General features: G+C 71.5%; 26 protein-coding genes and 1 tRNA gene. 15 read left to right on the forward strand and 12 right to left on the reverse strand.

The annotated features are described in order from the left end of the window. Window positions 1-3: 3 nt before the first annotated feature. Window positions 4-837, reverse strand: coding sequence for an FhaA domain-containing protein (locus tag ACWD6P_RS03770; RefSeq protein ID WP_451442368.1), 834 nt, complete (start codon window positions 835-837; stop codon window positions 4-6). 559 nt (window positions 838-1,396) lie between these two features. Between ACWD6P_RS03770 and ACWD6P_RS03775 the strand changes: the two genes are divergently transcribed. Then, window positions 1,397-1,480: transfer RNA gene (locus ACWD6P_RS03775), tRNA-Leu, on the forward strand. 181 nt (window positions 1,481-1,661) lie between these two features. On the opposite strand, the gene ACWD6P_RS03780 is transcribed toward ACWD6P_RS03775, so the two are convergent. Then, window positions 1,662-2,612, reverse strand: coding sequence for a LysR family transcriptional regulator (locus ACWD6P_RS03780; RefSeq protein ID WP_451442369.1), 951 nt, complete (start codon window positions 2,610-2,612; stop codon window positions 1,662-1,664). A 231-nt stretch (window positions 2,613-2,843) separates the two neighbouring features. Between ACWD6P_RS03780 and ACWD6P_RS03785 the strand changes: the two genes are divergently transcribed. Then, a complete protein-coding gene (locus ACWD6P_RS03785; protein ID WP_451442370.1) occupies window positions 2,844-4,037 on the forward strand; it encodes an MFS transporter in 1,194 nt (397 codons plus the stop codon). A gap of 117 nt (window positions 4,038-4,154) precedes the next feature. Here ACWD6P_RS03785 and ACWD6P_RS03790 read toward each other — a convergent pair whose 3' ends face one another. After that, on the reverse strand, window positions 4,155-4,805 hold the full coding sequence (locus ACWD6P_RS03790) for an FMN-dependent NADH-azoreductase (RefSeq protein ID WP_451442371.1): 651 nt from the start codon (window positions 4,803-4,805) through the stop codon (window positions 4,155-4,157). A 125-nt stretch (window positions 4,806-4,930) separates the two neighbouring features. On the opposite strand from ACWD6P_RS03790, the gene ACWD6P_RS03795 reads away from it, so the two are divergent. Next, window positions 4,931-5,293 carry a winged helix-turn-helix transcriptional regulator gene (locus ACWD6P_RS03795; RefSeq protein WP_451442372.1) on the forward strand — a complete coding sequence of 121 codons (363 nt, stop codon included), beginning with the start codon at window positions 4,931-4,933 and terminating at the stop codon, window positions 5,291-5,293. Between the two features lie 67 nt (window positions 5,294-5,360). Here the strand turns inward: ACWD6P_RS03795 and ACWD6P_RS03800 are convergent, their stop codons facing one another. Next, window positions 5,361-5,795, reverse strand: a complete 435-nt coding sequence (locus tag ACWD6P_RS03800) for a MarR family winged helix-turn-helix transcriptional regulator (protein ID WP_451442373.1) — start codon at window positions 5,793-5,795, stop codon at window positions 5,361-5,363. A gap of 121 nt (window positions 5,796-5,916) precedes the next feature. Between ACWD6P_RS03800 and ACWD6P_RS03805 the strand changes: the two genes are divergently transcribed. The 4 genes from ACWD6P_RS03805 (at window position 5,917) to ACWD6P_RS03820 (ending at window position 10,362) form a co-directional block, all read left to right on the forward strand. Next, window positions 5,917-7,260 carry an ABC transporter permease gene (locus tag ACWD6P_RS03805; RefSeq protein ID WP_451442374.1) on the forward strand — a complete coding sequence of 448 codons (1,344 nt, stop codon included), beginning with the start codon at window positions 5,917-5,919 and terminating at the stop codon, window positions 7,258-7,260. Between the two features lie 328 nt (window positions 7,261-7,588). After that, window positions 7,589-9,067 carry a DUF2252 domain-containing protein gene (locus ACWD6P_RS03810; protein WP_451442375.1) on the forward strand — a complete coding sequence of 493 codons (1,479 nt, stop codon included), beginning with the start codon at window positions 7,589-7,591 and terminating at the stop codon, window positions 9,065-9,067. Between the two features lie 43 nt (window positions 9,068-9,110). Then, window positions 9,111-10,007 carry a J domain-containing protein gene (locus ACWD6P_RS03815; protein WP_451442376.1) on the forward strand — a complete coding sequence of 299 codons (897 nt, stop codon included), beginning with the start codon at window positions 9,111-9,113 and terminating at the stop codon, window positions 10,005-10,007. A 10-nt stretch (window positions 10,008-10,017) separates the two neighbouring features. Continuing rightward, complete coding sequence (locus ACWD6P_RS03820; protein WP_451442377.1) at window positions 10,018-10,362, forward strand: rhodanese-like domain-containing protein; 345 nt, start codon at window positions 10,018-10,020, stop codon at window positions 10,360-10,362. A 186-nt stretch (window positions 10,363-10,548) separates the two neighbouring features. Here the strand turns inward: ACWD6P_RS03820 and ACWD6P_RS03825 are convergent, their stop codons facing one another. From ACWD6P_RS03825 to paaA, 6 genes are all read right to left on the reverse strand, one after another. Next, entirely contained in the window at window positions 10,549-11,682 is a 1,134-nt protein-coding gene (locus ACWD6P_RS03825; RefSeq protein WP_451442378.1) for an acyl-CoA dehydrogenase family protein, read from the reverse strand. A gap of 347 nt (window positions 11,683-12,029) precedes the next feature. Further along, window positions 12,030-13,073 (reverse strand): 2Fe-2S iron-sulfur cluster-binding protein, encoded by a 1,044-nt coding sequence (locus tag ACWD6P_RS03830; RefSeq protein ID WP_451442379.1) that lies wholly within the window; start codon window positions 13,071-13,073, stop codon window positions 12,030-12,032. Beyond that, on the reverse strand, window positions 13,073-13,570 hold the full coding sequence (paaD, locus tag ACWD6P_RS03835) for a 1,2-phenylacetyl-CoA epoxidase subunit PaaD (protein ID WP_451442380.1): 498 nt from the start codon (window positions 13,568-13,570) through the stop codon (window positions 13,073-13,075). The genes ACWD6P_RS03830 and paaD overlap by 1 nt, the downstream gene beginning before the upstream one ends. After that, complete coding sequence (paaC, locus tag ACWD6P_RS03840) at window positions 13,564-14,280, reverse strand: 1,2-phenylacetyl-CoA epoxidase subunit PaaC (RefSeq protein WP_451442381.1); 717 nt, start codon at window positions 14,278-14,280, stop codon at window positions 13,564-13,566. The genes paaD and paaC overlap by 7 nt, the downstream gene beginning before the upstream one ends. After that, window positions 14,280-14,618, reverse strand: a complete 339-nt coding sequence (gene paaB / locus ACWD6P_RS03845) for a 1,2-phenylacetyl-CoA epoxidase subunit PaaB (protein WP_451442382.1) — start codon at window positions 14,616-14,618, stop codon at window positions 14,280-14,282. The genes paaC and paaB overlap by 1 nt, the downstream gene beginning before the upstream one ends. Next, a complete protein-coding gene (gene paaA / locus ACWD6P_RS03850; protein ID WP_451442383.1) occupies window positions 14,615-15,565 on the reverse strand; it encodes a 1,2-phenylacetyl-CoA epoxidase subunit PaaA in 951 nt (316 codons plus the stop codon). Before paaA ends, paaB begins: the two co-directional genes overlap by 4 nt. Window positions 15,566-15,732: 167 nt before the next feature. Between paaA and ACWD6P_RS03855 the strand changes: the two genes are divergently transcribed. From ACWD6P_RS03855 to ACWD6P_RS03865, 3 genes are read left to right on the forward strand one after another with little or no spacing between them, the layout of a single operon-like run. Then, window positions 15,733-16,404 (forward strand): DUF5819 family protein, encoded by a 672-nt coding sequence (locus ACWD6P_RS03855; protein ID WP_451442384.1) that lies wholly within the window; start codon window positions 15,733-15,735, stop codon window positions 16,402-16,404. Further along, complete coding sequence (locus ACWD6P_RS03860) at window positions 16,401-17,825, forward strand: HTTM domain-containing protein (protein ID WP_451442385.1); 1,425 nt, start codon at window positions 16,401-16,403, stop codon at window positions 17,823-17,825. The genes ACWD6P_RS03855 and ACWD6P_RS03860 overlap by 4 nt, the downstream gene beginning before the upstream one ends. Then, window positions 17,822-18,496, forward strand: coding sequence for a TrmH family RNA methyltransferase (locus ACWD6P_RS03865; RefSeq protein ID WP_451442386.1), 675 nt, complete (start codon window positions 17,822-17,824; stop codon window positions 18,494-18,496). Before ACWD6P_RS03860 ends, ACWD6P_RS03865 begins: the two co-directional genes overlap by 4 nt. A gap of 57 nt (window positions 18,497-18,553) precedes the next feature. Here ACWD6P_RS03865 and paaN read toward each other — a convergent pair whose 3' ends face one another. Further along, entirely contained in the window at window positions 18,554-20,236 is a 1,683-nt protein-coding gene (gene paaN, locus ACWD6P_RS03870; RefSeq protein ID WP_451442387.1) for a phenylacetic acid degradation protein PaaN, read from the reverse strand. A 147-nt stretch (window positions 20,237-20,383) separates the two neighbouring features. Here paaN and ACWD6P_RS03875 point away from each other — a divergent pair, with 147 nt between their 5' ends. Next, entirely contained in the window at window positions 20,384-21,904 is a 1,521-nt protein-coding gene (locus ACWD6P_RS03875; RefSeq protein ID WP_451442388.1) for a 3-hydroxyacyl-CoA dehydrogenase, read from the forward strand. 2 nt (window positions 21,905-21,906) lie between these two features. Further along, window positions 21,907-22,497 (forward strand): TetR/AcrR family transcriptional regulator, encoded by a 591-nt coding sequence (locus ACWD6P_RS03880; RefSeq protein WP_451442389.1) that lies wholly within the window; start codon window positions 21,907-21,909, stop codon window positions 22,495-22,497. A 4-nt stretch (window positions 22,498-22,501) separates the two neighbouring features. Here ACWD6P_RS03880 and ACWD6P_RS03885 read toward each other — a convergent pair whose 3' ends face one another. Further along, entirely contained in the window at window positions 22,502-23,020 is a 519-nt protein-coding gene (locus ACWD6P_RS03885) for an Lrp/AsnC family transcriptional regulator (RefSeq protein ID WP_451442390.1), read from the reverse strand. Window positions 23,021-23,245: 225 nt separating this feature from the next. Here ACWD6P_RS03885 and pdhA point away from each other — a divergent pair, with 225 nt between their 5' ends. The 3 genes from pdhA to ACWD6P_RS03900 are packed head-to-tail and all read left to right on the forward strand — an operon-like array spanning window position 23,246 to window position 26,990. After that, window positions 23,246-24,439, forward strand: coding sequence for a pyruvate dehydrogenase (acetyl-transferring) E1 component subunit alpha (gene pdhA / locus ACWD6P_RS03890; RefSeq protein WP_451442391.1), 1,194 nt, complete (start codon window positions 23,246-23,248; stop codon window positions 24,437-24,439). Further along, window positions 24,436-25,470 carry an alpha-ketoacid dehydrogenase subunit beta gene (locus tag ACWD6P_RS03895; RefSeq protein ID WP_451442392.1) on the forward strand — a complete coding sequence of 345 codons (1,035 nt, stop codon included), beginning with the start codon at window positions 24,436-24,438 and terminating at the stop codon, window positions 25,468-25,470. The genes pdhA and ACWD6P_RS03895 overlap by 4 nt, the downstream gene beginning before the upstream one ends. Then, window positions 25,470-26,990, forward strand: coding sequence for a dihydrolipoamide acetyltransferase family protein (locus ACWD6P_RS03900; RefSeq protein ID WP_451442393.1), 1,521 nt, complete (start codon window positions 25,470-25,472; stop codon window positions 26,988-26,990). The genes ACWD6P_RS03895 and ACWD6P_RS03900 overlap by 1 nt, the downstream gene beginning before the upstream one ends. The last annotated feature ends 2 nt before the right edge of the window (window positions 26,991-26,992 follow it).

Raw genomic sequence — 26,992 nt, forward strand, 5'->3', positions numbered from 1 at the left:
GCTTCACCCTTCGGCTTGCCGGTAAACGATGGTGGTACTGCCCACGACAATCCGCGAGCCGTCGCGGAGATTAGCGCGAGTGGTGTGCTGCCCGTCTACCACGATGCCGTTCGTGGAACCCAGATCCTGGATCGTGGGGGGCGTTCCGACCCGGATCTCACAGTGACGCCGGGAGACACCCGGGTCGTCGATCCGTACGTCAGCGTCGGTGCTGCGGCCCAGGACGAGAGTGGGGCGCGAGATCTGGTGGCGGGTGCCGTTGATCTCGATCCAGCGCCTGGTCTGCGCGTAGGGCTGCGGTCCTGCACCGGGCGGTGCCGTACGGGGTACGGGCTGTGCGCCGCCGGGAGGCGGGGACGAAGGCATGGGAGGCGGGCCGACGTGCCCGCCACCGGGCTGACTGCCGCGGGGCGCCGCGGAGGCACGGTGGGCGGTCGCCTGGCCCGGCTGGTCCTGGGACGAGCTGGAGGCGAGCGTACGGCTGCGGACGCGGTACAGGCCGGTGTCGAGGTCGTCGGCCTTCTCCAGATGGACCTTGATCGGTCCCATGAAGGTGTAGCGCTGCTGCTTGGCGTAGTCGCGGACCATGCCCGAGAGCTCGTCGCCGAGCTGCCCGCTGTACGGGCTGAGCCGCTCGTAGTCCGGCGTGCTCAGCTCGACGATGAAGTCGTTGGGGACGACGGTGCGGTCGCGGTTCCAGATGGTGGCGTTGTTGTCGCACTCGCGCTGCAGCGCGCCGGCGATCTCAACGGGCTGCACCTCTGACTTGAACACCTTGGCGAAGGTGCCGTTGACGAGACCTTCGAGACGCTGCTCGAAACGCTTCAGTACTCCCACGGGGCACCTCCTTCCTCAGTCTTCCTCGGGGTCGTCCTGACCGGGTCGTCCTGATACTGCTTACTGATCGTATCCACGCGTCGGGAAATCGGCTGGTTCCCCTTTCCCGCCTTGAGGACGAGTGTCGCCCCTCACAGGGTTGCCCGGTGCTTGCTTGCTCCTTGCCCACTGCTTGTGCACTGCGATCGTAGATGTGCCCCGATGACAGTGTCCCGCAACCGCCGACCACCACGGGCGGGCGGGGGCCGGAGTCGGACACCACGCGGCACCGGAGCCGGGCACCTTGCCATACGAGCCGTTCCGCCCGCTCCGGGGCGGGCCCGGGTGGGGCCTCGCTCCGGTTGCGGCTACCGCGAGTGTGACCCCTATGGGCAGTGCTCGGCGAATGCCCCAGGCACGGAGGGGTGCCGTCCCGGAGGGCCACGGTCCCGGGGCCGGGGGAAAGGCGTGTGAACCCACCCCTGCCAGCGTGCTAATGTTCTGGATGTCGGCAGGCGCTCGCACAAGACCCGGACAGAACAACCCGGATCGCGTGAGAGAATCAATCGGCAGCACCCATGCGCGGGTGGCGGAATAGGCAGACGCGCTGGATTCAGGTTCCAGTGCCCGAAAGGGCGTGGGGGTTCAACTCCCCCCTCGCGCACAGATGAGACCCCCGGTCTCCGGAGAAATCCGGAGACCGGGGGTCTTTCGTTGTCTTCCTCACATTGTTGTGTATGTCACGGATTCGAGGGCGCCGCGGTCGCGGATCGCTCTGGCGGTCCGGCCCGGGCGTCTTGGCCCGAGCGGCTTGAGAGTTAGGTCACCTTCGCGGCCTGTGCCCGTTATGTGGCATCCGCCGCCGGCTCCGTGGCCTCCGCCACGGCCGTACGGAAGGCGCGGACGCGGGCCGTCTCCCGCGCGGTGTGGTGGACGAGTCCCAGGACGGAGTCCGGCAGGCCGGTGACGGGGACGAAGACGATGTCGCGGCGGCCGTGGTAGTCGGCGGTGGGGCGGCACAGCAGCATGCCGCCGCGGCCGGCCGCGGTGAGGGTGAGGCCCTCTTGAAGGGTGCTGACCTTGGGGCCGGCGGGTATCGGGCGGCCCTTCGGGGTGGTGGCCGGGGCCTGGGCCGCGCGCCAGTAGGCGGGCGCCGGATCGTCCGGGGAGATCAGGGCGGTGCCGGCGAGATCCTCGGCGGTGATCGCGGCGCGGGACGCCAGCGGGTGGCGTACGGAGAGCGCGAGGGTCTGCTGCTGGGCGGAGAAGACCGGGCCGAGGGTGAGGTCGGGCTCGGTCATGGGCAGCAGCGTGACGGCGACGTCGACCGTGCCGCTGCGCAGCGCGCCGAAAGGGTCGCAGAGCGGGATCTCGACGATCTCGGTGGCACAGGCCGGATGGCGGCGGTGGAAGGTGTCGATGGCCCGCATGACGCGGTCGTCCGCGGTGCCCTGGAAGCCGATCGTCAGCCGGCCCTCGATGCCGCGGGCGGCGCTACGGGCGCGCTCCACGGTGGCGCGCAGGGTGTCGTAGGCGGGGCGCAGGGACGTGTGGAACTCCTCGCCGAGCGGGGTCAGGCGGACCCGGCGGCTGGTGCGGTCCACGAGACGGGCGCCGATCCGGGACTCCAGCGCCCGCAGGAGCTGGCTGACCCGGCTCTGCGAGACATACAGCCGCTCGGCGGTGCGGCCGAAGTGCAGCTCCTCGGACAGCACCAGGAAGCACTCCAGCTCGCGGAGTTCGAATCCGGGGGCGGGCCGGTGGGCGCTGGCGGTCGTGGCCGCTGGGCCGTTCATGGGGTCCTCACGGGGATCGGGCGGATCGATAAGTCCTGCTCATAGAAGGGTGAGGAGTTGGCCGTTGTTCCCCGGTGGCGGCGGACGTTGGCTGGGGACATGACGAACGTTGAGGGCGGGACGGCGGTCCGCAGGGATGAGCCAGGAGAGGGATCAGGGGACGCACCCGGAGGTGAATCAGGGGCGCGGTCAGGGGAGTTGACGGGGCCGCGGGGCGGTGGATGGCCGGCGGTGGGGGCGCTGGCCGCGGCGACGTTCACCGTCGTGACGTCGGAGATGCTGCCGGTGGGACTGCTGACGCCGATCGGCCGGGAGCTGCACGTCTCGGACGGTACGGCGGGGCTGACGCTGACCGTGACCGGCCTGGTCGCGGCGGTGGCCGCGCCGGTGCTGACGTTGCTGGCGGGGCGGCGGGACCGGCGGGTGGTGCTGGCCGCCCTGATGGGCACGCTGGCGGCGGCGAACCTGCTTGCGGCGTATGCGCCGAATGCCGGGGTGCTGCTGGCTGCGCGGGTGCTGGTGGGGCTGGGTATGGGCGGGGTGTGGGCGATCGCCGCGGGGCTCGCGGTGCGGCTGGTGCCCGGGAGGCGGGTCGCATGGGCCACTTCCCTGATCTTCAGCGGGGTCGCGGCGGCGTCGGTGCTGGGCGTGCCGGCCGGGACGTTCCTGGGTGAACTGGGCGGCTGGCGCACCGCGTTCGTGGCGATGGCCGTGGTCTGCGGGGCGGTGGCGGTCGCCCTGGCCCTCCTGCTGCCGGAGCTGCCCGGCGACCGGGCGGTCCGGCTGAACGGGGTGCGGAAGCTGCTGCGCGGCGCACCCGTACGGACCGGACTTCTGCTGGTGGCGCTCCTGGTGACGGGCCATTTCGCCGCGTACACCTATGTGCGGCCGGTCCTGGAGGAGGTGGCCGGCGCGCAGCCGGACCAGATCAGCACGCTGCTGCTGGCCTTCGGCCTCGCGGGGCTGGCGGGGAACTTCGCCGCCGGTGCCGCAGCGGCGCGCGCCCCGCGGGCGGCGCTGCTGGTGATCTGCGGGGTGCTCGCCGGTGCGGTGCTGCTGGTGCCGCCACTGGGGCACGGCGCCGGGTTGCCGGGCGCGGCCGTCCTGGTCGCCGTGTGGGGTCTGGCCTACGGGGGCGTGTCCGTCAGCACCCAGACCTGGCTGATGGCGGCCGCGCCCGGTGCCCGGGAGGCGGCGTCCGCACTGTTCGTAGCGGTGTTCAACGGGGCCATCGCGCTGGGTGCCCTGCTCGGCGGCCGGGCGGCGGACGGCTGGGGCGCGGAGGGCGTGATGTGGCTGGGCGGCGCGCTCGCGGTGGGTGCGCTGGTGACGGTGGGGGCGGGGAAGGGGCCCGGGAGAACGGGGGAGAAATCAGGGGCGGAACCGGGGGTGGAGCAGGGGGTGGATCAGGGGCGTACGCGGTGACGGGTGCCGGAGCGGCGCGGTGTTCCGGCGGTGAAGTGGGCGCGGGCCCGGGGGCGTTGGCCACGGATGGCGGGTCGGTCCGCGGTCTGGCCCCCGGGGCGGGCGCGTGGGGAGGTCTCAGGCGGCCAGGTGCTCGGCCAGGGCCTTGGCCTTGGCGGCCGCGTCCTGGTGGGCCTTGTCGCGGGAGGTCTCGTACAGCGGGACGAGCTCGGCCATCGCCGGGTTGCTGGGGGCCATGGTGAGCTCCGGGACGATGAAGTCGACGTCCAGGCCCATACCGCCGTTGAGGACGGCCTGGAGGTAGTTCTGGACGTACTCGAAGCCCTCGCGGGGCGTGCCCGGTGCGTACGAACCGCCGCGGCTGGCGACCACGGTGACCGGGGTGCCCTTGGCGGACGGCGCCTCGCCCGCCGTACGACCCATGATGATCACCTGGTCGAGCCATGCCTTGAGCGTGGAGGGGATCGTGTAGTTGTACATCGGCGCAGCGATGACGACCGCGTCGGCCCGCTCCAGCTCTTCGGCGAGCTCGACGCGCAGCGCGAAGGCGGCCTGCTGCTCGGGGGTGTGGGTGGCCGGGTCGGAGAAGCCGGCGGAGGCGGCGATGCCGTCGAGGTGCGGCAGCGGGTCGGCGGCGAGGTCGCGGTGGATGACGGTGCTGCCGGGGTGCTGCTCCTCCCAGGCCTTGCGGAAGGTCGCGGTGACCGAGCGGGAGGCGGAGCCGCCCTCGGGGAAGACGGAGGAGTCGATGAGCAGAAGCGTGGCCATGGGAAGCGTCCTTCGGTTCGTGGCCGGACGGAGCGCGACCACTGGTTGAATTCTGTACGTCCCTATTGATAGCACAGGAGCTTACTTTTCTGCAGTAGCCAACGAGAGGGCGGTACTCTGGGTGTATGGCGGACCACAGTGAGGCGACGTGCAGGCAGGTCGACGGCGGCATGACACGCGTCTTCGAACTGTTCGGGAAGCGCTGGACGGGCCTGATCGTGGCCACGCTGATGCCGGGCCCGGTGCACTTCGCCGATCTGCGGCGGGCCATTCCGGGGATCAGTGAGCGGATGCTCTCCGACCGCCTCATGGAGCTGGCGGCGACCGGCCTGCTCGTGCGCGAGGTGGACGCGGGCCCGCCGCTGCGCGTCTCCTACCGGCTGACCGAGGCCGGCCTGGCGATGGAGCCGGCTCTCAAGGAGCTGGGGCGCTGGGCGGAGACCTACCTCGCCGAGGGCGGGCAGTGTCCGGAGCGGTTCCGGAAGTAGGAGCGGTTCCGGAAGTAGGCGAGCGGGGGGCGCGGCGGCCCCGGGGGGTCCGGGCTGCGGGACCGGCTCAGCCAAGCCGGTCCTGTGTGGCGTTGTAGCGCCGCAGGTAGGTCGCGAAGCGGTCGAGGTCGGCCTCGTCCCAGTCGGCCAGCCGGTCGTGAAACGCCTGGCGGCGGCTGGCGGTGGCGTTGGCGAGCACCTGGGCGCCCTTCTCGGTGGGGTGCAGCACCTGGATGCGCTGGTCGTCCGGGTCGACGCGGCGCTCGACGAAGCCGAGCTTCTCCAGGGCGGCGATCTGCCGGCTGACCGTGGACTTGTCCAGGAGGTAGTGCGCCGCGAGGTCCGTGGCGCGGCATCCTTGCTGGTCGTCGAGGTGCGCCAGCAGGGTGTAGGAGACCAGTGACAGCTCGGGGTGCATCCGGGCGGCGGTCGCGCGGGCCCGTCGGGCGAACGCGGTCATCTCCTGCTGGATGGTCTCGACGGCGTCATCGCGGTGTGCCACGGCTCGGCTTGCCTTTCGTAGAGGTAGTTGTATAGTACAACGTGAATTGAGAGTTGCACTTGCCAACTAGATGCTGCATCCAGTGGCGACAGCTGAGCCGACGAGCTGAGAAGGCCTGCCCATGAGTACGGTTCGACGCCCCGACCACCGAAGCGACCAACACGGCGGCCACCGTTCTGCACGCCCCGCCCACTCCGCCGGGCTGCGTCACGTCCTGACGCACCTGATCACCCCGCTCCTGATGTGCATCGGGATGGGCCTGGCCTACCTGGGCGCGTTCGCGAACCCCGCGCCGCACGACCTGCCGGTCGCGGTCGTCGGATCGAGCCGGAGCGCTCAGCTGCTCGCCCAGTCGATCAACGACAAGGCACATGGCGACCTGGAGGTGCGCACCGTCGGCGACCGGTCGGCGGCGGTCGAGCAGCTCAAGCACCAGGAGATCTTCGGGGCGTATGTGCCCGCTGCGAAGGCGCACGGGGTGCAGGGCGCCTCGGGCGGGGCCGGTGCGTTGGGCGGGGCACGTGCGTCAGCGGGTGCGGCGGGCTCCGACGGGGCGCCGGGCGCCGACGGGCGGGCGGCGGCGCGCTCCGCGAGGCCGACGCCCGAGCTGCTGGTGGCGACCGCCGGCTCCGACACCAGTGCCTCCGTCGTGCAGAAGGTCTTCACTCCGCTGGCGGCGCGGCAGGGCGCCCCGCTGAAGGTCACCGACGTCGCACCGACCGCCCAGAACGACCCCACCGGGCAGGGCATCTTCTTCCTCCTGGTCGCGATCAGCATCGGCTCGTACGCCTCGGTCGCGGTGATCGGCGGCGCCGGAGCCGTACTGCCGATCCGGCTCCGGGCGGCGCTGGCGACCGGCACGTCCTTCGTTGTCGGCCTCATCGGCACGGCGTTCGCCGGCCCGGTCTTCCACCTCGTCGACCACGGCCTGTGGGGCGTATGGGCGATGGCCTGGCTCTACTCCGCCGGCATCCTGCTGATCGGCACCGGGCTGCACACCTTCCTCAAGCGCTGGACGACGCTCGGTGTGATGGCCCTCTTCGTGATGCTCAACTTCACCTCGTCGGGCGGGATCTTCCGCCCCGAGATGCAGAACGGATTCTTCGCGGCCCTGCACTCCTTCTGGAACGGCGCGGGATTCGTGGAGGGCACCCGTAGCCATGTCTACTTCGACGGCTTCGGCCTGTCCCGGCACGTCTGGACGCTGGTGTTGTGGCTGGTGGCCGGCGTGCTGATGGTCGGTGTGGCGGCGCTGGCCGAGCAGCGGCGGCGCGCGGCGGAGGCGGAGGCGGCGGCCAACGTGGTGGCGGTGGCGGCGGCCGCGGTGGCGGCGACGGTGCCGGAGCCGGAGCCGACGCGGAAGCGGAGGCTGCGGGGGGCCGCGGACGGGAAGCCGGGGGAGGACGTGGAAGGGGCCGTGGAAGAGGCCGTCGAGGAGGAGCTGGAGGAGGCTGTGGGGGTGTAGCGGTGGGGCGCCGGGCCTTGAGGCCTTGAGGCCTTGAGGTCTTGAGGCCTTGAGGTCTTGCGGTCTGGGCCTCGGGTCCTGCGGTCCTGAGGCTCTTGGGGGCATGGGGTGCGTGGGAGCCGTGGAGTGCGTGGGCTCCGTGGGGGTCCGCTGGAAAGTTATCCACAGGCTGTGCGGGCTTTGACGAAGGGTCGGTAACGTCATGGGTCGTCGGCATGCGGAACGGCTCGGCTGGTCCGCTCAGTGGGCCCGCTCGGCCGGGACCGCTCGGGCCGACGAGTACGCAGGACACGAGAGTCGCAGGTCGTGAAGGGGGAGGTGGCCCGCCATGTCGCGTGTGCCGTACGTACCGGGGTTTGCGAGGGCGGATGCGCAGGGGCCGTCGGGGCCGTCGCCCAAGGTCGCCGGCCGGGCGCTGCGGGAGCGTCTGCCCCGTTCCGAGCAGGACGCGCTCTCGGTCGCGGCCGGGCGGCCGGATCCGGTCGTGGCCGTCGAGGAGTCCAGTGCCGGCCGGCTGCCAGAGCTGACGCCGATAAGGGTCGGCCGGATGGCCGCCAGCCCCTTCGCCTTCCTGCGCGGTTCGGCGGGCCTGATGGCGTACGACCTCGCGAGCGGCCCGGTGACCGGCATCGGCGCGCAGATCTGCGGGGACGCGCACGCGGCCAACTTCGGTCTCTACGGCGATGCGCGCGGCGGTCTGGTCATCGATCTCAATGACTTCGACGAGACCCTGTACGGGCCGTGGGAGTGGGATGTGAAGCGGCTGGCGACGTCGATGGTGCTGGCGGGCCGGGAGGCGGGCGCCAGTGAGGACGAATGCCGCAAGGCGGCGCGGGACACGGCGGGCGCGTACCGGCGCACGATGCGGCTGCTGGCGAAGCTGCCGGTGACCGAGGCGTGGAACGCGATCGCCGACGAGGAGCTGGTCTCGCACACCGACGCCCGGGATCTGCTGGGGACGCTGGAGAGGGTGTCGGCCAAGGCGCGCAAGAACACCAGCGCGCGGTTCGCGGCGAAGGCGACGGAGCGGACGCCGGACGGCGGGCGCCGGTTCGTGGACGCCCCGCCGGTGCTGCGCCGGGTGCCGGACGCGGAAGCGGCAGCCGTGGCCGCGTCCCTCACCGCCTATCTGGAGACGCTGCCCGAGGACCGGCTGCCCCTGCTGTCCCGCTACGCGGTGCACGATGTGGCCTTCCGCGTCGTCGGCACGGGCAGCGTGGGCCTGCGGTCGTATGTGGTGCTGCTGCTGGACCACCGGGGCGAGCCGCTGGTGCTGCAGGTGAAGGAGGCGCGCGGCTCGGTGCTGGCGCCGTATGTGGAGAAGGCCGGCTTCCCGGTGCCGGCGGTGGCGCACGAGGGGCGCCGGGTGGTGCTCGGGCAGCGCAGGATGCAGGTTGTCAGCGACATCCTGCTGGGCTGGACGACGGTGCAGGACATAGCGTCGCCCGGTCGGGGCGCCGCGTCCGCCGGAGCCGCCACCGGGACCGGCCGCCCGCAGCAGGGCCTCCCGGACGGACTCCCTTTCCAGGTCCGCCAGTTCCGGAACCGCAAGGGCAGCGTGGACCCGGCGCAGCTGTCCGGCGAGCAGCTGGACGACTACGCCCGGATGACCGGCGCCCTCCTGGCCCGAGCCCATGCCCACAGCGCCGACCCGCGTCTGGTGGCCGGCTACTGCGGCAAGAGCGAGGAGCTGGACGAGGCGATAACCCGGTTCGCCGTCTCCTACGCGGACCGCACGGAAGCGGATCATGCGGCCTTGACCACCGCGGTGAAGACCGGGCGGATCGCGGCTGAGCTGGGGGTATGAGGCACGGAGGAATCCCGCCCCGCATGGGCCGTACGCTGACCGGGTGACGAACTCGCACGCGGAGAACGCGCAGGACGGCCAGCACCCAGCGGACGTACCGGGCACATCGGGCGCCCAGGGTGGCTCTCAGGCACCGGACGCCGGCGCCGGCGGGCAGGCCGCTCAGGACGAGGCGACCCGGCGGCTGGCGAAGGCGGTGCTGGCCGCGGAACAGGCGCTGATCGAGTTCGAGATCGCCGTGGAGACCTTCCGGGTCGAGGTGGAGAACTTCTCCCGCCTGCACCACCAGCGCCTCGGCCCGATGTACGCGAGGCTGGACGAGCTGGACGCGCAGATCGCCGAGGCCGTGGCAGCGCGTACGGGCGACCCCGAGGACATCCGCAAGGCGCGGGAGGCGCGGGCTTCGGTGCTGCCGATGCCGGAGGTGGAGGAGCTCTTCCACGGCTGGATGGGGTCGGAGGGGCTGTTCCCGGAGGCGCAGGCGATGCTCACCGAGCAGTCGGTGCGGCCGCCGCAGAAGGTGCGGCCCAGCGAGGAGGCCCGCAAGGCCTACCGCGACCTGGTGCGCAAGGCCCACCCCGACCTGGCGCGGGACGAGGCGGAGCGGGCGCGCCGGGACGCCTTCATCGCGCGGGTCAACATGGCGTACGGCCAGGGTGACGAGGCGGCGCTGCGGGAGCTGGCGCGCGAGTGGGAGGCCGGTCCCGTGCCGGCCGAGGAACGGCTCAGCGAGAGCGAGGAGCTCTACGCCCGGCTGGAGTGGCTGTCCGAGCGCAAGGAACTGCTCGCTGCCGTCGCCGCCGAGCTGGAGGAGAGCGCGATCGGCGCGATGATCAAGATGGCGCCGGAGGACCCGGACGCGCTGCTGGACGAGATCGCCGAGAAGCTGCTCGCCGATGTCGCAGAACGCGAGGCATACCTCGCGCAGCTGGTCGGGTAGCGTCGAGGGCATGCACTTTGGTTCTGTACCCACGGTCGCCGTCGACGAGCTCTCGTCCGAGGACTTCCTGCTGGACGTGCGCGAGGACGACGAGTGGGAGGCCGGGCACGCCGAAGGCGCGCTGCACATCCCGATGAGCGAATTCGTCGCCCGCTACGGCGAGCTGACCGAGGCGGCGCCCGAGGCCGGCAAGGTGTACGTCCTGTGCCGCGTCGGCGGGCGATCGGCGCAGGTCGCGCAGTATCTGCTCCAGCAGGGAATCGACGCGGTGAACGTCGCGGGCGGAATGCAGGCCTGGGAGGCCGCCGGCCGTCCCGTACTGGACGGCAAGGGCGGCTCGGGGACGATCATCTAGCGGGGGCTTGGCCGCTTGACCGGTGCGGGTCTGCCCGGCCGGTGCGGGTCCTCCTGGCCGGTGCGGGTCCGCTTGGCCGGTGCGGGTCCGCTTGGTCGGCGTGGGTTGCCTGGCTGACGTGGTTCTGCCTGCCGCGGTTCTTCCTGGCTGGCGCGGGGCCGCCGTTCGCGCGCCCGGCTGCTCCGCTCATCCCAGGGGATGCGACGCCAGCAGGTCGCCTAGGGCCTCCTCGTGGGCGGCGGCCGGGCCGAGGGAGAGTTCGAGCTGTTTGGCCCAGGCGTGGTAGCGGTGCAGCGGGTAGTCGGTGTCCGCGCCGAAGCCGCCGTGCAGATGCTGGGCGGTCTGGACGACGCGGCGTACGCCCTCGGAGGCCCAGATCTTGGCGACCGCCACGTCTCCGGCGGCCGGTAGCGGGCCCGGGGCGTCGGTCGTGATGCGCCAGGCGGCCTGCCAGAGCGTGGCTTCCATGGCGCGCAGGTCGATGAAGCGATCGGCGGCCTGTACGGCGACGGCCTGGAAGGTGGCCACCGGGAACCCGAACTGTTCGCGCTTGCCGGTGTAGTCGCTGGTCATCGCGAGGACGCGTGCGCCGACGCCCAGGGCGAGCGCGCAGGTGCCGGTGGTCAGGAGATTGCGCAGCGACTCCCAGGCGGCGGGACCGCCGATCACTTCCCGGGCGCTGATACGCACGGAATCCAGCCGGACCTCGGAGTGGCGCTCTCCGCTGGTGGAGATCTGGTCGTCGAGGGTGACGCCGGGGTGGGCACGGGGGACGAGGGCGAGGACGGCGTGCCCTTCGCGGGTGCGGGCGGGCAGCAGGATCCGGTCTGCGGTCGGGCCCCAGGGGACGGCGGTCTGGATTCCGTCGAGGACCCAGCCGGTGCCCTCCTGGCGGGCGTCGACGGCGAGTTCGGCCGGCTCGTGCCCCGTGCGGCCGGCGGAGGCGACCGTCACGACCAGGTCCCCGGCGGCGATTCCGGGCAGCACCTCGGTGCGCAGCTCGTCGGTGGCGTAGCGCTGGATGGTGAGCGCGGCGGCGCCGGACTCCAGCAGCGGCACCCGTGCCAGCACCTCGGCCGACTCGCGCAGTACGGCGCAGAGCGCGATCGGGTCGAGGCCAGCGCCGCCGTGCTCGGGCCCGATCGTCAGGCCCAGCAGATCGGCGTCGGCGAGCTTGCGCCACAGGGCGCGGTCGAAGTCGTCGGCGACCGCGCCCGCGGTGAGCGCCGGGCTCGGCACACCGTCGGGAACGACTCCCGAGAAGACCGCCCTCGCCGCTTCGACGGCGGCCTGCTGCTCCTCGCTGAAGGTGAAGTCCACTGGTCTGTCCTCCCACGCGCCGCCTCGATCTGACGAAGCGTCAAGGTAGAACAGGTTCCAGGAATTGGGAATGGCGCGGACGGTGGAACACGAAGGCTGGGCGGGGGGGCGAGGGCGGCGGATGGCGTGCTCGGTACGTCCGTTGGAGCGGGATGCGCGCCCTGGGCGCCCTGCGCGCCCGCAACGACCGCTACCGGCCAATCCGCTACCGGCCGACTGCCAACGCCGTCCGTAGCGGTCGACCGTCAAGGCCGTCCGTACCGGTCGACCGTCAACGTGCCACCCGCATACGTCGACCGTCACCGCCGCTCGCAGCCAGCCGATCGTCACCGCCGCAGATCGCCGCCCTACCGGTCGAAGTCCAGCTCGACCTTCTCCGTGACCGGATGGGACTGGCAGGCCAGGACGTAACCGGCGTCGACCTCTTCGGCTTCCAGGGCGAAGTTGCGGTCCATACGGATCTCGCCCGAGACCAGGAAGGCCCGGCAGGTGCCGCAGACGCCGCCCTTGCAGGCGTAGGGGGCGTCCGCGCGGTTGCGGAGCACCGTTTCGAGCAGGGGCTCGCCGTCGTCGACCGGCCAGGTGCCGGAGCGGCCGTCGAGGGTGGCGGTCACGGTGCTGTGTGCGGGGGTGGCGGCGGCCGGGGCGGCCGGAGCGCCGTTGTCTATGTGGAAGATCTCTTCATGGATGCGGGAGCGGGGCACATCGAGGGCACGCAGGGCACGCTCGGCTCCCTGGACCAGGCCGTAGGGACCGCAGAGGTACCAGCCGTCGACGGAGTCGATCTGCAGGAGGGCGGGCAGGAGGGAGCGCAGCCGGGGCTCGTCCAGGCGGCCGGAGGGCAGGCCGGCCTGTTGTTCCTCGCGGGAGAGGGTGTGGATGAGCTGGAAGCGCTGGGGGTAGCGGTCCTTGAGGTCGGCCACCTCCTCCAGGAACATCGTCGAGGCCGCCGTGCGGTCGCTGCGGAGGAGGCAGAAGCGGGCGTCCGGCTGCTGGGCCAGCAGCGTGGCAGCGATGGAGAGCACGGGCGTGATGCCGCTGCCGCCGACGATTCCGACGAAGTGGCCGGGGCGCGGCGCGAGGGTGAACCGCCCGGCCGGGGCCATGACGTCCACCGTGTCGCCGACCGTCAGCTCCTTGAGCGCATAGGTGGAGAAGGCGCCGTCCTCGACGAGGCGGATGCCCACCCGCAGTACGGGCTCGTCGGTGGCGGGGGTGCAGATGGAGTACGTGCGGCGGATCTCCTGGCCGTCGACCGTTCTGCGCAGCGCGATGTGCTGCCCGGGGGTGTGCCGGAAGGTCGTACGCAGCTCGGGCGGGACCGCGAAGGTGACGGCCACCGCGTCGTCCGTGAGCCGCTCGATCTCCCGGACCTGGAGCGGGTGGAACATCACAACTCCTTGAAGTGGTCGAAGGGTTCGCGGCAGGACTCACAGCGGCGCAGCGCCTTGCACGCCGTGGAGGAGAACCGGCTCAGCAGGGTGGTGTCGGTCGATCCGCAGTGCGGGCAGCGGATCGTGAGGTCGACGGTGACCGGTCCGCCGGCCGGGCCCGTGGGGCGCGGCGGTGCGATCCCGAATTCGGCCAGCTTCCGGCGCCCCTCGGCGGTGATGTCGTCGGTGGACCACGGCGGGCTGAGGACCGTCCGGACCTCGACCTCGGCTATGCCGCGGTCGAGCAGCACGCGCTCTATGTCGGCGGACATGGCCTCGATGGCGGGGCAGCCGGTGTAGGTGGGCGTGAGGCGGACCTCGACGTGGTCCGGGGCCGTCAGCCGGACATCGCGCAGTACGCCGAGCTCGGCGAGGGTGAGCACGGGCAGCTCGGGGTCGGGAACGGAGCCGGCGAGCGCCAGCAGTTCCGCTTCGAGGGCGGTGGTGGTCACCATGTCGCTCCCGGGTGGCTGCGGTGGAGGTGCTGCATCTCGGCAAGCAACCGTCCGAACGGCTCGGTGTGCAGGCCCTGGCGGCCCGCGCCGGCGGTCCAGGCACCGTGCTGGGGACCTTCGGGGACGGCGAGGGTGGCCTTGCCGAGCGTGGCGGTGATGCGGTCCGTCCAGGCGTCGCGGAGTGCCGTCCAGGGCAGCGATTCCAGTCCCGCCACCGGTTCGAACATCTCGCCGGTGAACCGCCACAGGGCGTCCAGGGCGCGCTGCATCCGGGTGTGGCTCTCGTCGGTGCCGTCCCCCAGGCGCAGTGTCCACTGCTCGGCGTGGTCGCGGTGGTAGGCGACCTCCTTGACGGCCTTCCCGGCGAGAGGCGCCAACTCGCTTTCCCCGCCCGCGAGTTGCTCGAAAAGCAGCTCCTGGTAGGTGGAGAAGTAGAGCTGACGGGCGATGGTGTGGGCGAAGTCGCCGTTGGGCTGCTCGACGAGCTGGAGGTTGCGGAACTGACGTTCCTCGCGGAGATACGCCAGCTCGTCCTCATCGCCGGCGAGGGAGAGCAGCACCCGGGCCTGGCCGAGCAGGTCCAGCGCGATGTTGGCCAGCGCGACCTCCTCCTCCAGGACCGGGGCGTTGCCGGCCCACTCGCCCAGGCGGTGGGAGAGGATCAGCGCGTCGTCCCCGAGGGGCAGGGCCGGGGTGGCCGTGACGTTCATCAAAGGTGATGCACCCCGTCCGGGATCTCGTAGAAGGTCGGGTGGCGGTAGGGCTTGTCGCCGGCCGGCTCGAAGAAGGCGTCCTTCTCGTCGGGCGAGGAGGCGGTGATCTGGGCGGACGGCACCACCCAGAGGGAGACGCCCTCCGAGCGGCGGGTGTAGAGGTCGCGGGCGTTGCGCAGCGCCATCTCGGCGTCCGGCGCGTGCAGGCTGCCGGCGTGGGTGTGGGAGAGGCCGCGGCGGCTGCGTACGAAGACCTCCCACAGGGGCCAGTCCGCGGGCGCTGCGGTCGCGCCCTCGGCGGCGGCCGGGGTTGCGGTGGGGCGGAGTGTCGTCATCGGTCGGCCTTCCCGTGCTTGGCCGCGTGTGCGGCGGCCGCTTCGCGCACCCAGGCGCCTTCCTCATGAGCCCGCCGGCGGCGGCCGATGCGCTGTTCGTTGCAGGGGCCGTTGCCCTTGAGCACCTCGCGGAACTCGGCCCAGTCGATCGGGCCGAAGTCCCAGTGTTCGCGCTCCTCGTTCCACACCAGGTCGGGGTCGGGGAGGGTGAGGCCGAGAGCCTCGGCCTGGGGGACGCAGATGTCGACGAAGCGCTGGCGCAGCTCGTCGTTGGAGTGCCGCTTGATCTTCCAGGCCATGGACTGCGCGGAGTGCGACGACTCGTCGTCCGGCGGGCCGAACATCATCAGGGACGGCCACCACCAGCGGTCCACCGCGTCCTGCGCCATGGCGTGCTGGGCCGGTGTGCCGCGGCTGAGGGCCAGCAGGAGTTCGTAGCCCTGCCGCTGGTGGAAGGACTCCTCCTTGCAGATACGGACCATCGCGCGGGCATAGGGGCCGTACGAGCACCGGCACAGCGGGACTTGGTTCGTGATCGCCGCGCCGTCCACCAGCCAGCCGATGGCTCCGACGTCGGCCCAGGTCAGAGTCGGGTAGTTGAAGATCGAGGAGTACTTCTGGCGGCCGGTGTGCAGCTTGTCGAGCAGCTCGTCACGGCCCGTGCCGAGGGTCTCGGCGGCGCTGTAGAGATACAGGCCGTGGCCGGCCTCGTCCTGCACCTTCGCCATCAGGATCGCCTTGCGGCGCAGGGAGGGCGCCCGGGTGATCCAGTTGGCCTCCGGCTGCATGCCGATGATCTCGGAGTGGGCGTGCTGCGCGATCTGCCGCACGAGAGTCGAGCGGTAGGCGTCCGGCATCCAGTCCCGCGGTTCGATGCGTTCGTCCGCGGCCACGGTGGCGTCGAATACGGCCTCCAGGGCCGTCTCCTCCGGCGCGATCGTCGTCATATGGTGCCCCCTCGCTCCCGACCGACCGATCGTTCGGTTCAATGGTGAGTGGGCGGACCGCGGGTGTCAAGCCTGTGGATAACGCAGGGCAGGGTGTGCCCGGTGCGGTCGCGTAGGTACGGTTCCGAAGCGGACTTGACCGCATGGGATCTGGGAACGGGGCGGGAATGCAGTCATACGGGGACGAAACGCGGTCGGTGGCCGCGCTCTCGCTGCCCTCGCGGATCGTCATAGGCGTGGCGGCCTGCGCCGTCGCCGTCGCCGTCGCGATCCATCTCGGGATGATGTTTCTGCACGTCGCCCCGTCGAACACGCTCAGCAAACAGCAGGGCGCCATGATCAGCGACTATGTCTATCCCGAGTACGAACAGAACTGGAAGCTGTTCGCGCCCAACCCCCTCCAGCAGAACATCGCGGTGCAGGTCCGCGCACAGCTGCGCACCGGGGACGGTGCCGCCCGGACCACCGGCTGGACCGATCTGACCGCCCGTGACGGTCAGGCCATACTCCACAATCCGCTGCCCAGCCACACCCAGCAGAACCAGCTGCGCCGCGGCTGGGAGCTCTTCGTCAACACCCACAACGCGCAGAACCGCCCGGTCGGCCCGCGCGGTGAGCTGTCCGAGCGCTACATCCGGCGGATCGTGATGCTCCGGCTGTCGCAGGAGTGGACCGAGGGCGGCGCCCGGGTCGAGCGGATCCAGGTCCGTTCGCAGACGACACCGGTCGGCCCGCCGCCGTGGAGCGCCGAGCGGATCAGCACCAAGCCCGTGTACCGCGTGCTGCCCTGGTGGCAGGTCACCGCAGACGACCTGCCCGAGGGGGCGAAGAACCAGTGACGTCACCGACGCCGCGCCAGCCGCAGAGCGCACCCCACGCACCGCAGCCCCCGCAGAACACGGAGCCGACCGACGTGCCGCAGCAGCAAGCACAGCAGGTGCAGCACGCCCCCCAGGAGTCCCCGGCCTCCCAGGAGCCCCCGGCCCCCAAGGCAACCGCCCCCTATGAGGAGACCCGCATCGAGCGCGCCATCGGGCGCTTCTTCGCGCGCGTCACCGGCCGGGCGCTGGCGCCGTACCAGACCGCCGTGATCCGGATCGGCTTCTCGCTGACCTGGCTGCTGTTCCTGCTGCGCGAGTGGCCGCACCGCGAGACGCTCTACGGGCCCGACGGCCCCTGGAGCATGGACATGGCGCGCCGGCTCCTGGAGGCCAACCACGCCTTCTCCGCGCTGCTCTGGTCCGACGGACGCGGCTGGTTCGAGTTCGTCTACTTCATAGCCATCGCGGCCAGCGCGGCGCTGATGCTCGGCTGGCGCACCCGCACCATGTCGGTGCTCTTCATGGTGGGCGTGCTCTCGCTGCAGAACCGCAGCGTCTTCATAGGGGACGGCGGCGACAACGTCATCCACCTGATGGCCCTGTATCTCGTGCTCACCCGGTGCGGGCAGGTCTGGTCGCTGGACGCGCGCCGCGCCAAGCGGGCGGCCCTCACCGAGGGCGCCCCTACCGCCCGTGATCTGCCCGGCGTCATCCTGTGGGCGGTGCTGGGCCTGGCCCTGGCCGCCGCCCAGCTGGCCGGCGGACACGGCCTGACCTGGTTCGAGCACGGACCGTTCCCGCACATCGGCTGGAGCACGGTCCTGTGGGGCCTGTGGGTGACGCACGGCCTGTGGTGGGCGGTGCAGCGCTACGCCCCCGGGGAGCCGCGCATCGTCCTCGACACGCTCGCCAAGCTCGCCCACAACGGCGCACTGCTGGTGATCATGGTCGAGGTCTGCCTGATCTACGCCACCGCCGGCTGGTACAAGATCCAGGGCACGCGCTGGCAGGACGGCACCGCGGTCTTCTACCCGATGCACCTGGACTACTTCTCCCCCTGGCCGGGGCTGTCCGATCTGCTCGGCAGCAACGGCCTGATGATCATGGTGATCACCTACGGCACGGTGATCGTCCAGGTCGCGTTCCCCTTCACCCTCTTCAACCGCCGGCTGAAGAACGTGCTGCTGGTCGCGATGATCTGTGAGCACCTCTCGATCGCGTTCCTGCTGGGACTGCCGTTCTTCTCGCTCGCGATGATCACGGCGGATGCGGTCTTCCTGCCGACGAACTTCCTGACCTGGCTCTCCGCGCGCGTCGTGGGCCTGCGCAAACGGCTGTTCCCGCGCGGCGGCTCCGTCGCGCCGGGCGCCGGCCCCGGAGGCGGTGAGCCGGAGGCCCGTACCGGGCACGGCGGCGGTGGCCATACGCTCGTAGGGTGAGCAGCGAGAAAACCGCCCCCGCCGAGCCCCTCCAGTACGACGAGGGCTACGGGACGCAGATCGGCGTCGGTCCGCACCCCGAGCCCTGGCCGCAGGACGACCGTTACGACCCCGAGCTGCTCGCGCACGGCGACCGCCGCAACGTCGTCGACCAGTACCGCTACTGGACGCGCGAGGCGATCGTCGCCGACCTCGACACCCGCCGCCACGACTTCCATGTGGCCGTCGAGAACTGGGGCCACGACTTCAACATCGGTTCGGTCGTACGGACCGCGAACGCGTTCCTGGCCAAGGAGATCCATATCGTCGGGCAGCGCCGCTGGAACCGCCGCGGCGCGATGGTGACCGACCGCTACCAGCACGTCCGTCACCACCCGGACACCACGGACCTCACCGCCTGGGCCGCGGCCGAGGGGCTGCCGATCATCGGGATCGACAACCTCCCCGGATCCGTCCCGCTGGAGACCACCGAGCTGCCGCGCCGCTGTGTGCTGCTGTTCGGCCAGGAGGGGCCAGGGCTGACCGAGGAGGCCCGCCGGCACGCCTCGCTGGTCTGCTCGATCGCGCAGTTCGGCTCGACCCGCTCGATCAACGCGGGAGCCGCGGCCGCCATCGCGATGCACTCCTGGATCGGCCGGCACGCGCGGATCGAGGGCCCTGAAGCCGTCTGACGGGGCTGCGGCCCTCTCAGGGGCCCGGCGGAACGGACCGGGCCCCCAAGGTGCACCTCACGCCGGCCGCCGCACCTCCACGGTCCGGAAGCGGTTCGCCACGAACGCGCCGTCGCACAGCGCCGCATTGGCCGCCGGGTTGCCACCGGAGCCGTGGAAGTCCGAGAACGCCGCGGTCTGGTTCACATAGACCCCGCCGGTCAGATTCAGCGACAGCTGGGCGCACTCCTCCAGGCAGGCCTGCTCCACCAGCTGCTCGACCTCGGCGGAGGTGGTGTACGCGCCGACCGTCATGGCGCCCTTGTCGCGGACCGTGCGCCGCAGCAGCTCCACCGCGTCCGCCGCCGAGTCGACGGCCACCGCGAAGGACACCGGGCCGAAGTGCTCGGACAGATACGCCGCCTCCGAGTCCGGCTTGGCGCCGTCCAGCTTGACGATCACCGGCGTGCGGACCGTCGCCCCGGGGAACTCGGGGTTGGTCACCTCGCGGGAGACCAGCGCCACCTCGCCCAGCCCGGCAGCGGCCTCGATCCGCTCCTTGACCTGCGGATTGACGATCGCGCCCAGCAGGGCGTTGGCACGCGCGTCATCGCCCAGCAGGCCGCCGACCGCGCCCGCGAGATCGTTGACCACCTCGTCGTACGTCTTCGGGCCGGCGTCCGTCGTGATGCCGTCCCGGGGGATCAGCAGATTCTGCGGGGTGGTGCACATCTGGCCGCTGTAGAGCGACAGGGAGAAGGCCAGGTTGCTGAGCATGCCCTTGTAGTCGTCGGTGGATTCGATGACGACGGTGTTGACGCCGGCCTTCTCCGTGAAGACCTGCGCCTGCCGGGCGTTCGTCTCCAGCCAGTCGCCGAACGCGGTCGAGCCGGTGTAGTCGATGATGCGGACCTCGGGGCGGACGGCCAGCTCCTTGGCCAGGCCCTCGCCCGGCTTGTCCACTGCCAGACACACCAGGTCGGCGGGGAAACCGGCCTCGGTGAGCACCTCGCGGGCCACCTCGACGGTCAACGCCAGCGGCAGCACGGCCCGCGGGTGCGGCTTGACCAGCACCGGGTTGCCGGTGGCCAGGGAGGCGAACAGGCCCGGATAGCCGTTCCAGGTCGGGAAGGTGTTGCAGCCGATCACCAGGGCGACGCCGCGCGGCACGGCCGTGAAGTTCTTGGCCAGCTCCAGCGGCTCGCGCTTGCCCTGCGGCTTGGACCACTCCGCCTGCTGCGGGGTGCGGACCTGCTCGGCGTACGCATACGCCACCGCCTCCAGGCCGCGGTCCTGGGCATGCGGCCCGCCGGCCTGGAAAGCCATCATGAAGGCCTGGCCACTGGTGTGCATCACGGCCTGTGCGAACTCATGGGTGCGGGCGCTGATCCGGGAGAGGATCTCCAGGCACACCGCGGCACGGGCCTCAGGCCCCGCGTCCCGCCAGGCGGGGATCGTGGCGCGCATCGCCGGCAGCAGCACCTCCACGTCAGGATGCGGATAGCTGATGCCCAACTCGGGTCCGTACGGGGAGACTTCCTGGCCCGTCCAGTCGTCCGTACCGGGCTGGTCGAGCTCGAAGCGCTTGCCGCGCAGCGCCTCGAAGGCGGCGAGCCCGTCGGGCGCGGCATTCTCGCCGTACGCCTTCGGATGCTCGGGATGCGGGGACCAGTAGGCGCGGGTGCGGATCGCCTCCAGCGTCTGGTCGAGGGTCGGGCGGTGCTTCTCGATCAACTGCGCTGCGGTCATTGTGGCGGCCATCGATGACCAACTCCTCGTCGAGCTGGGCGGAGAGTGGATAGGGGCTGGGAGCGGACAAGCCAACGGAGTTAGAGTAACCGAACGATCGGTCGGGGCAAGAGGGCTCCGCCAGCCTGTGGAAAAGTCGGTCGGGGAGGATCAGCTGCCATGACGGCCATCGGAACCAGCAGCACCGTTGCAGTGGTGGGAACCGGCACCATGGGGCAGGGCATCGCACAGGTGGCGCTGGTCGCCGGCCATCGCGTACGCCTCTACGACAGCCTTCCCGGGCGCGCCGAGGACGCCGCCGGGGCGATCGGGGGACGCCTCGACCGGCTCGTCGAAAAAGGCCGGATCTCGGCGGAGGAGCGGGACGCCGCCCGTGAGCGCCTCTCCCCCGCCGCCGCCCTTGGGGAGCTGGCCGACGCCGCGCTGGTCATCGAGGCGATCCTGGAGCAACTGCCCGCCAAGCAGGAGCTGTTCACGGTCCTGGAGGACATCGTCTCGGCGGACTGCCTGCTGGCCACCAACACGTCCTCGCTGTCCGTGACGGCGGTCGCGGGCCGGCTGCGGCACCCCGGCCGCTGTGTGGGCCTGCACTTCTTCAATCCCGCGCCGCTGCTCCCCCTGGTCGAGGTGATCAGCGGCTTCGCCACCGACGAGGCGGCCGCCACCACCGCGTACGACACCGCCGAGGCATGGGGCAAGAAGCCGGTGCGCTGCGCCGACACCCCCGGCTTCATCGTCAACCGCGTCGCCCGCCCCTTCTACGCCGAAGCCCTGCGCGCCTACGAGGAGCGGGTCGCCGACCCGGCCACCATCGACGCGGTGCTGCGCGAGGGCGCCGGCTTCAAGATGGGGCCCTTCGAGCTGACCGACCTCATCGGGCAGGACGTGAACGAGGCAGTCACCCACTCCGTGTGGACTGCCTTCTTCCAGGACCCGAAGTTCACGCCCTCTCTGGCGCAGCGCCGGCTGGTGGAGTCCGGCCTGCACGGCCGTAAGGCGGGACGCGGATGGTTCGACTACTCCGAGGGCGCCCGCCGGCCCGAGCCGCGGACCGCCGAGCCCTGTCCCGCCCCGGAGGCCGTCGCCCTGCATGCGCAGCTGCCCGGCCCCGCCGCGGTGCTGCGGGAGCTGATCGAGGAGGCGGGCATCCCGGTCACCCGTGACCGCACGCCGGGGGAGTCGGAGGGCTTCATCCGGCTGCCCGGTGGCGCGTGCCTGGCGCTGACCAACGGATATCCGGCGACCAGCATCGTCTACGAGCGGTACATCCGCTTCGACCTGGCGCTCGACTACCGGTCCGCCACCCGGATCGCCCTCGCCGCCTCCAGGGCCTGCTCCGAGGCGGATCTCGCGGAGGCCGTCGGCCTCTTCCAGGCGCTGGGCAAGCAGGTCAGCGTGATCGAGGACGTACCTGGGATGATCGTCGCCCGGACGATCGCGATGGTCATCGACTTCGCCGTGGACGCCGCGGCCCGTGGGGTGGCGACGCCTGAGGACATCGACACGGCCATGCGGCTGGGCGTGAACTATCCCGGCGGCCCCATGGAGTGGGTCGAGCGGCTCGGCGCCCAGTGGGTGTGGGACCTGCTGGATTCGATGCACCACCAGAACGCCGGCGGACGCTATGTACCGTCCTGGGCGCTGCGGCGCCGTGCGGACCTCGAGGAATGGGTGCTCTAATCATGACCATGGCCAAGCGCGACACCTATACGCCCGATTCGCTGCTCGCGGTCTCCGTCGAGGTGTTCATCGAGCGCGGCTACGACGGCACCTCCATGGAGCACCTGTCCAAGGCGGCCGGTATCTCGAAGTCCTCGATCTACCACCATGTGCGCAGCAAGGAAGAGCTGCTGCACCGTGCCATAAGCCGCGCCCTGGACGGGCTGTTCGCCGTGCTGGAGGAGCCGGGAGCCGTTCAGGGCCGCGCGATCGAGCGGCTGGAGTTCGTCACCCGGCGTGTGGCCGAGGTCCTGATGGACGAACTCCCCTACGTGACACTGCTGTTGAGGGTGCGCGGCAATACGGACACCGAGCGCTGGGCCATGGAACGCCGCCGGGAGTTCGACCACGAGGTCGCCGATCTGCTCAAGCAGGCCGCCGCCGACGGTGACCTGCGCGACGACGTGGACATCCGGCTGGCGACCCGGCTGCTCTTCGGCATGATCAACTCGATTGTGGAGTGGTACCGGCCGGGGCGCGGGGGCGCGGCGAGCCGTGACGAGGTCGCCGAGGCCGTGGTGCGTACGGCGTTCGCGGGGCTGCGCAGGGCCTGACGGCCTACTCCTCCTCCGGCCCCAGGTCGGTCTCCTCGAAGACCAGCAGGGTGCGGGTGCTGAGCACCTCCGGTATCGACTGGATACGGGTGAGGACCAGCTCCCGCAGCTCGCGGTTGTCCTTGGTGTGCACCAGTAGCAGCACATCGAAATCGCCGCTGACCAGCGCGATGTGGGTGGCCCCCGGCAGCGTGGTGAGCTGCTTGCGCACGGTCCGCCAGGAGTTCTGGACGATCTTCAGCGTGATGTAGGCGGAGGCGCCCTGACCTGCCCTTTCCTGGTCGACGAGGGCGCTGAAGCCGCGGATGACGCCATCGTCTATCAGCCGGTTGATCCGTGCGTAGGCGTTGGCGCGCGAGACGTGCACGCGCTCGGCCACGGAGCGTATGGAGGCCCGGCCGTCGTTCTGCAGCATGCGCAGGATCGAGCGGTCGATCGTGTCCAGCGGGCGTACGGCCGGCGATGGCGGGGCGGGTGATGCAGACGACTGTCCGCCGGTGTTGGCCATCTGTTCGTCCGGCATATGGTCCCGCCTCCCCTTTGTGGACGCCCTGTCTTCATCTCAAGCTGTGGAGAACCGTTTGTCCACAGGCTTGACCCGCCTGTAGCCAAATTGCATCAGCGACCGAACAATCGGTAGGGAAGGGCGCACCCGCCCCGACCGATTCCATCCTGCCCATCCGCCGTCCGCCCACCACCCACATGAGGCGCATCGCGCCACCCCCTTCGATCCGAGGAGGTGCTCGACATGACGGTCCTTGAGCAGCCCGGCAGCAGCAGGAACAAGAGCAGCCTGGCTGGTCCGCCGCCCGCGTGGCGGCCGCGCGTCGATCCCGCGCCCCTCCTGCCCGACGCGGAGCCGTACCGCATCCTGGGGACGGACGCCGCGGCCCGGCTCGACTCCGGACTGCTGACCCAGCTGTACGCCCAGCTGGTGCGTGGCCGCCGCTACAACGCCCAGGCCACGGCCCTGACCCGGCAGGGCCGCCTCGCGGTCTACCCCTCCTCCACCGGACAGGAGGCCTGCGAGGTCGCCGCCGCGCTGGCGCTCGAAGACCGTGACTGGCTCTTCCCCAGCTACCGCGACACCCTGGCGGCGGTGGCCCGCGGCCTCGACCCCGTACAGGCGCTCACGCTGCTGCGCGGCGACTGGCACAGCGGCTACGACCCGCATGAACACCGCATCGCCCCGCTGTGCACCCCGCTCGCCACCCAGTTGCCGCATGCCGTCGGCCTGGCGCACGCCGCCCGCCTCAAGGGCGATGACGTGGTGGCGCTGGCGATGGTCGGCGACGGCGGCACGAGCGAGGGCGACTTCCACGAGGCGCTGAACTTCGCGGCGCTCTGGCAGGCACCGGTCGTCTTCCTCGTCCAGAACAACGGCTTCGCGATCTCCGTGCCGCTGGCCAAGCAGACCGCAGCACCGTCGCTCGCCCACAAGGCGGTCGGCTACGGCATGCCGGGCCGCCTGGTCGACGGCAATGACGCGCCCGCGATGCTCGAAGTCCTCACCGAGGCCGTGCAGCGTGCCCGCAGCGGCGGCGGCCCCACCCTCATCGAGGCCGTCACCTACCGCATCGAGGCCCACACCAACGCCGACGACGCCACCCGCTACCGCACCGACGCCGAGGTCGAGACCTGGAAGGCGCACGACCCGATAGCCCTTCTGGAGCATGAGCTGGCGGAGCGCCGGCTGCTGACCGACGCCTTCGTCGAGGCGACCAGGGAGGGCGCCGAGCAGCTGGCGGCCGACCTGAGGGACGGGATGAACGCCGACCCGGAGCTGGACCCGATGGATCTCTTCCACCACGTATTCGCCGAGCAGACCAGTCAACTCCGCGCGCAGGCAGCGCAGTTGCGCGCCGAACTGGACGCCGAGGCCGACGGACACACCAAGGACGCAGCGGACGCCGACGGGTCCGCCGAGGAGGCCAGGCCATGACGACGACCGCTCCGGCGACCGCGCGCAAGCCCGCCACCATGGCGCAGGCGCTGACCCGCGCACTGCACGACGCCATGGCCGAGGACCCGTCCGTCCATGTCATGGGCGAGGACGTCGGCACCCTGGGCGGTGTCTTCCGTGTCACCGACGGCCTGGCCAAGGAGTTCGGCGAGGACCGCTGCACGGACACCGCCCTTGCCGAGGCCGGCATCCTGGGCACCGCCGTCGGCATGGCGATGTACGGGCTGCGGCCGGTCGTCGAGATGCAGTTCGACGCGTTCGCCTACCCGGCGTTCGAGCAGCTGGTCAGCCATGTCGCCCGGATGCGCAACCGCACCCGCGGCGCGCTGCCGATGCCGCTGACCATCCGCGTCCCCTACGGCGGCGGGATCGGCGGCGTGGAGCACCACAGCGACTCCTCCGAGGCGTACTACCTCGCCACCCCGGGGCTCCAGGTCGTCACCCCGGCGACCGTCGAGGACGCCTACGGGCTGCTGCGGGCCGCCATCGCCTCCGACGACCCGGTCGTCTTCCTGGAGCCCAAGCGGCTCTACTGGTCCAAGGCCGACTGGTCGCCCGACGCGCCCGCACCGGTCGCCCCCCTGGGGCAGGCCGCGGTCCGGCGCCGCGGCAGCAGCGCCACCCTGATCACCTACGGTCCTTCCCTCCCGGTCTGTCTGGAGGCCGCCGAGGCCGCCCGGGCCGAGGGCTGGGACCTGGAAGTGGTCGACCTGCGCTCACTGGTGCCGTTCGACGACGCCACGGTCTGCGCGTCGGTTCGGCGCACCGGACGGGCCGTGATCGTCCATGAGTCCAACGGGTTCGGCGGTCCCGGCGGTGAGATCGCCGCACGGATCACCGAGCGCTGCTTCCACCACCTGGAGGCGCCGGTGCTGCGCGTCGCCGGCTTCGACATCCCCTATCCGCCGCCGATGCTGGAGCGGCACCACCTGCCGGGCGTGGACCGGATTCTGGACACCGTCGCCCGCCTCCAGTGGGAGTCGGACTGGACCGAGGGACGTGGTGAGTGATGGCCGTGGTCCGCGAATTCACCCTGCCCGACCTGGGGGAGGGCCTCACTGAGGCGACGATCGTGCACTGGCTGGTCGAGGTCGGTGAGGTGGTGGCCATCGACCAGCCGGTGGTGGAGGTCGAGACCGCCAAGGCGATGGTGGAGGTGCCGTGCCCGTATGGCGGTGTGGTGACCGCCCGCTTCGGTGAGGAGGGCGCCGAGGTCCCGGTGGGCGCGCCGCTGGTGACGGTCGCGGTGGGCGCGGTGCCGGAGGACCTGGCGGGGAGCGGACCGGCGGGCGAAGCTCCCGGCGCGTCGTCCGACGGGGCCGGCGGCCCTGGTGGGGCTGCCGCTCCGGCGGCGGACACGGCGGATGCCGGTTCCGGGAACGTGCTCGTCGGTTACGGCACGAGCGCGGCGGCGGCGCGGCGGCGCCGGATCCGGCCGGGGGGCACAGGGGGCTCCCCGTCCGGAACGCCGAGGCCGCCGGAGCCGGTGGCCAACGGGGCGGACCAGCCCGGCGCTCCGGCTGTCGGGGCAGCCGTGGGCACCGGAGCGGCAGCCGGCGGCACCGGTGCGGCCGGGCCGGCCGGGGCCGGCGCGGTGGACGACGGGAGCCGCACGGCGGCCGTCATCTCCCCGCTGGTGCGCCGGATGGCGCGGGAGCACGGCCTGGATCTGCGGGAGTTGACGGGATCCGGCAGGGACGGCCTGATTCTCCGTACCGACGTGGAGTGCGCGATCCGGGCGCTGCGGGAGCGCGAGACGGCCGGAGCCGGTGTGACGGCTGCAGCGGACAGGGACGCCGCTTCTACCGCCGCGACCGCTGCCGGGCCCGCGACGGCCGGCGAGGAGGAGCGGATCCCGCTGAAGGGAATGCTCGGTGCGGCCGCCGAGAATTTCAGCCGCAGCCGCCGGGAGATCCCGGAGGCGACCTGCTGGGTGGACGCCGATGCCACCGAACTCCTCGCCGCCCGCAGGGCGATGAACGTTCCGGGCGCTGCGAAGGTGTCGCTGCTCGCGCTGCTGGCCCGGATCACCACGGCCGCGCTCGCACGGTTCCCCCAGCTCAACGCCACCGTCGACACCAGGACCCAGGAGATCGTCCGGCTGCCTGCCGTTCATCTGGGCTTCGCGGCCCAGACCGATCGCGGCCTGGTGGTGCCGGTCGTGCGGGACGCACAGGCCCGTACGGCCGAGGACCTGTCCGCCGAGATCGCCCGGCTCACGGAGAAGGCCAGGTCCGGCGGGCTGTCGCTGGCCGAGCTGACACACGGCACCTTCACCCTCAACAACTACGGCGTCTTCGGCGTCGACGGCTCCACGCCGATCATCAACCACCCGGAGGCGGCGATGCTCGGCATCGGCCGGATAGCCGCCAAACCCTGGGTGCACGAAGGCGAGTTGGCCGTCCGGCAGGTCGTCCAGCTCTCGCTCACCTTCGATCACCGGGTGTGCGACGGCGGCACCGCCGGTGGCTTCCTGCGCTTCGTGGCCGACTGCGTCGAGCGGCCCGCGCTGCTGCTGCGGGGGCTCTGACG

The sequence above is a fragment of the Streptomyces sp. NPDC002446 genome, from assembly GCF_053595675.1.

Excerpts from the sequence above, each read along its gene's own strand:
- ACWD6P_RS03780 (WP_451442369.1), bottom strand. The coding sequence starts at position 2,612 with ATGAACGGCCCAGCGGCCACGACCGCCAGCGCCCACCGGCCCGCCCCC.
- ACWD6P_RS03790 (WP_451442371.1), bottom strand. The coding sequence starts at position 4,805 with ATGGCCACGCTTCTGCTCATCGACTCCTCCGTCTTCCCCGAGGGCGGC.
- ACWD6P_RS03795 (WP_451442372.1), top strand. The coding sequence starts at position 4,931 with ATGGCGGACCACAGTGAGGCGACGTGCAGGCAGGTCGACGGCGGCATG.
- ACWD6P_RS03805 (WP_451442374.1), top strand. The coding sequence starts at position 5,917 with ATGAGTACGGTTCGACGCCCCGACCACCGAAGCGACCAACACGGCGGC.
- ACWD6P_RS03810 (WP_451442375.1), top strand. The coding sequence starts at position 7,589 with ATGTCGCGTGTGCCGTACGTACCGGGGTTTGCGAGGGCGGATGCGCAG.
- ACWD6P_RS03820 (WP_451442377.1), top strand. The coding sequence starts at position 10,018 with ATGCACTTTGGTTCTGTACCCACGGTCGCCGTCGACGAGCTCTCGTCC.
- ACWD6P_RS03830 (WP_451442379.1), bottom strand. The coding sequence starts at position 13,073 with ATGTTCCACCCGCTCCAGGTCCGGGAGATCGAGCGGCTCACGGACGAC.
- paaD (WP_451442380.1), bottom strand. The coding sequence starts at position 13,570 with ATGGTGACCACCACCGCCCTCGAAGCGGAACTGCTGGCGCTCGCCGGC.
- paaC (WP_451442381.1), bottom strand. The coding sequence starts at position 14,280 with ATGAACGTCACGGCCACCCCGGCCCTGCCCCTCGGGGACGACGCGCTG.
- paaB (WP_451442382.1), bottom strand. The coding sequence starts at position 14,618 with ATGACGACACTCCGCCCCACCGCAACCCCGGCCGCCGCCGAGGGCGCG.
- paaA (WP_451442383.1), bottom strand. The coding sequence starts at position 15,565 with ATGACGACGATCGCGCCGGAGGAGACGGCCCTGGAGGCCGTATTCGAC.
- ACWD6P_RS03855 (WP_451442384.1), top strand. The coding sequence starts at position 15,733 with ATGCAGTCATACGGGGACGAAACGCGGTCGGTGGCCGCGCTCTCGCTG.
- paaN (WP_451442387.1), bottom strand. The coding sequence starts at position 20,236 with ATGGCCGCCACAATGACCGCAGCGCAGTTGATCGAGAAGCACCGCCCG.
- ACWD6P_RS03875 (WP_451442388.1), top strand. The coding sequence starts at position 20,384 with ATGACGGCCATCGGAACCAGCAGCACCGTTGCAGTGGTGGGAACCGGC.
- ACWD6P_RS03880 (WP_451442389.1), top strand. The coding sequence starts at position 21,907 with ATGACCATGGCCAAGCGCGACACCTATACGCCCGATTCGCTGCTCGCG.
- ACWD6P_RS03885 (WP_451442390.1), bottom strand. The coding sequence starts at position 23,020 with ATGCCGGACGAACAGATGGCCAACACCGGCGGACAGTCGTCTGCATCA.
- pdhA (WP_451442391.1), top strand. The coding sequence starts at position 23,246 with ATGACGGTCCTTGAGCAGCCCGGCAGCAGCAGGAACAAGAGCAGCCTG.
- ACWD6P_RS03895 (WP_451442392.1), top strand. The coding sequence starts at position 24,436 with ATGACGACGACCGCTCCGGCGACCGCGCGCAAGCCCGCCACCATGGCG.
- ACWD6P_RS03900 (WP_451442393.1), top strand. The coding sequence starts at position 25,470 with ATGGCCGTGGTCCGCGAATTCACCCTGCCCGACCTGGGGGAGGGCCTC.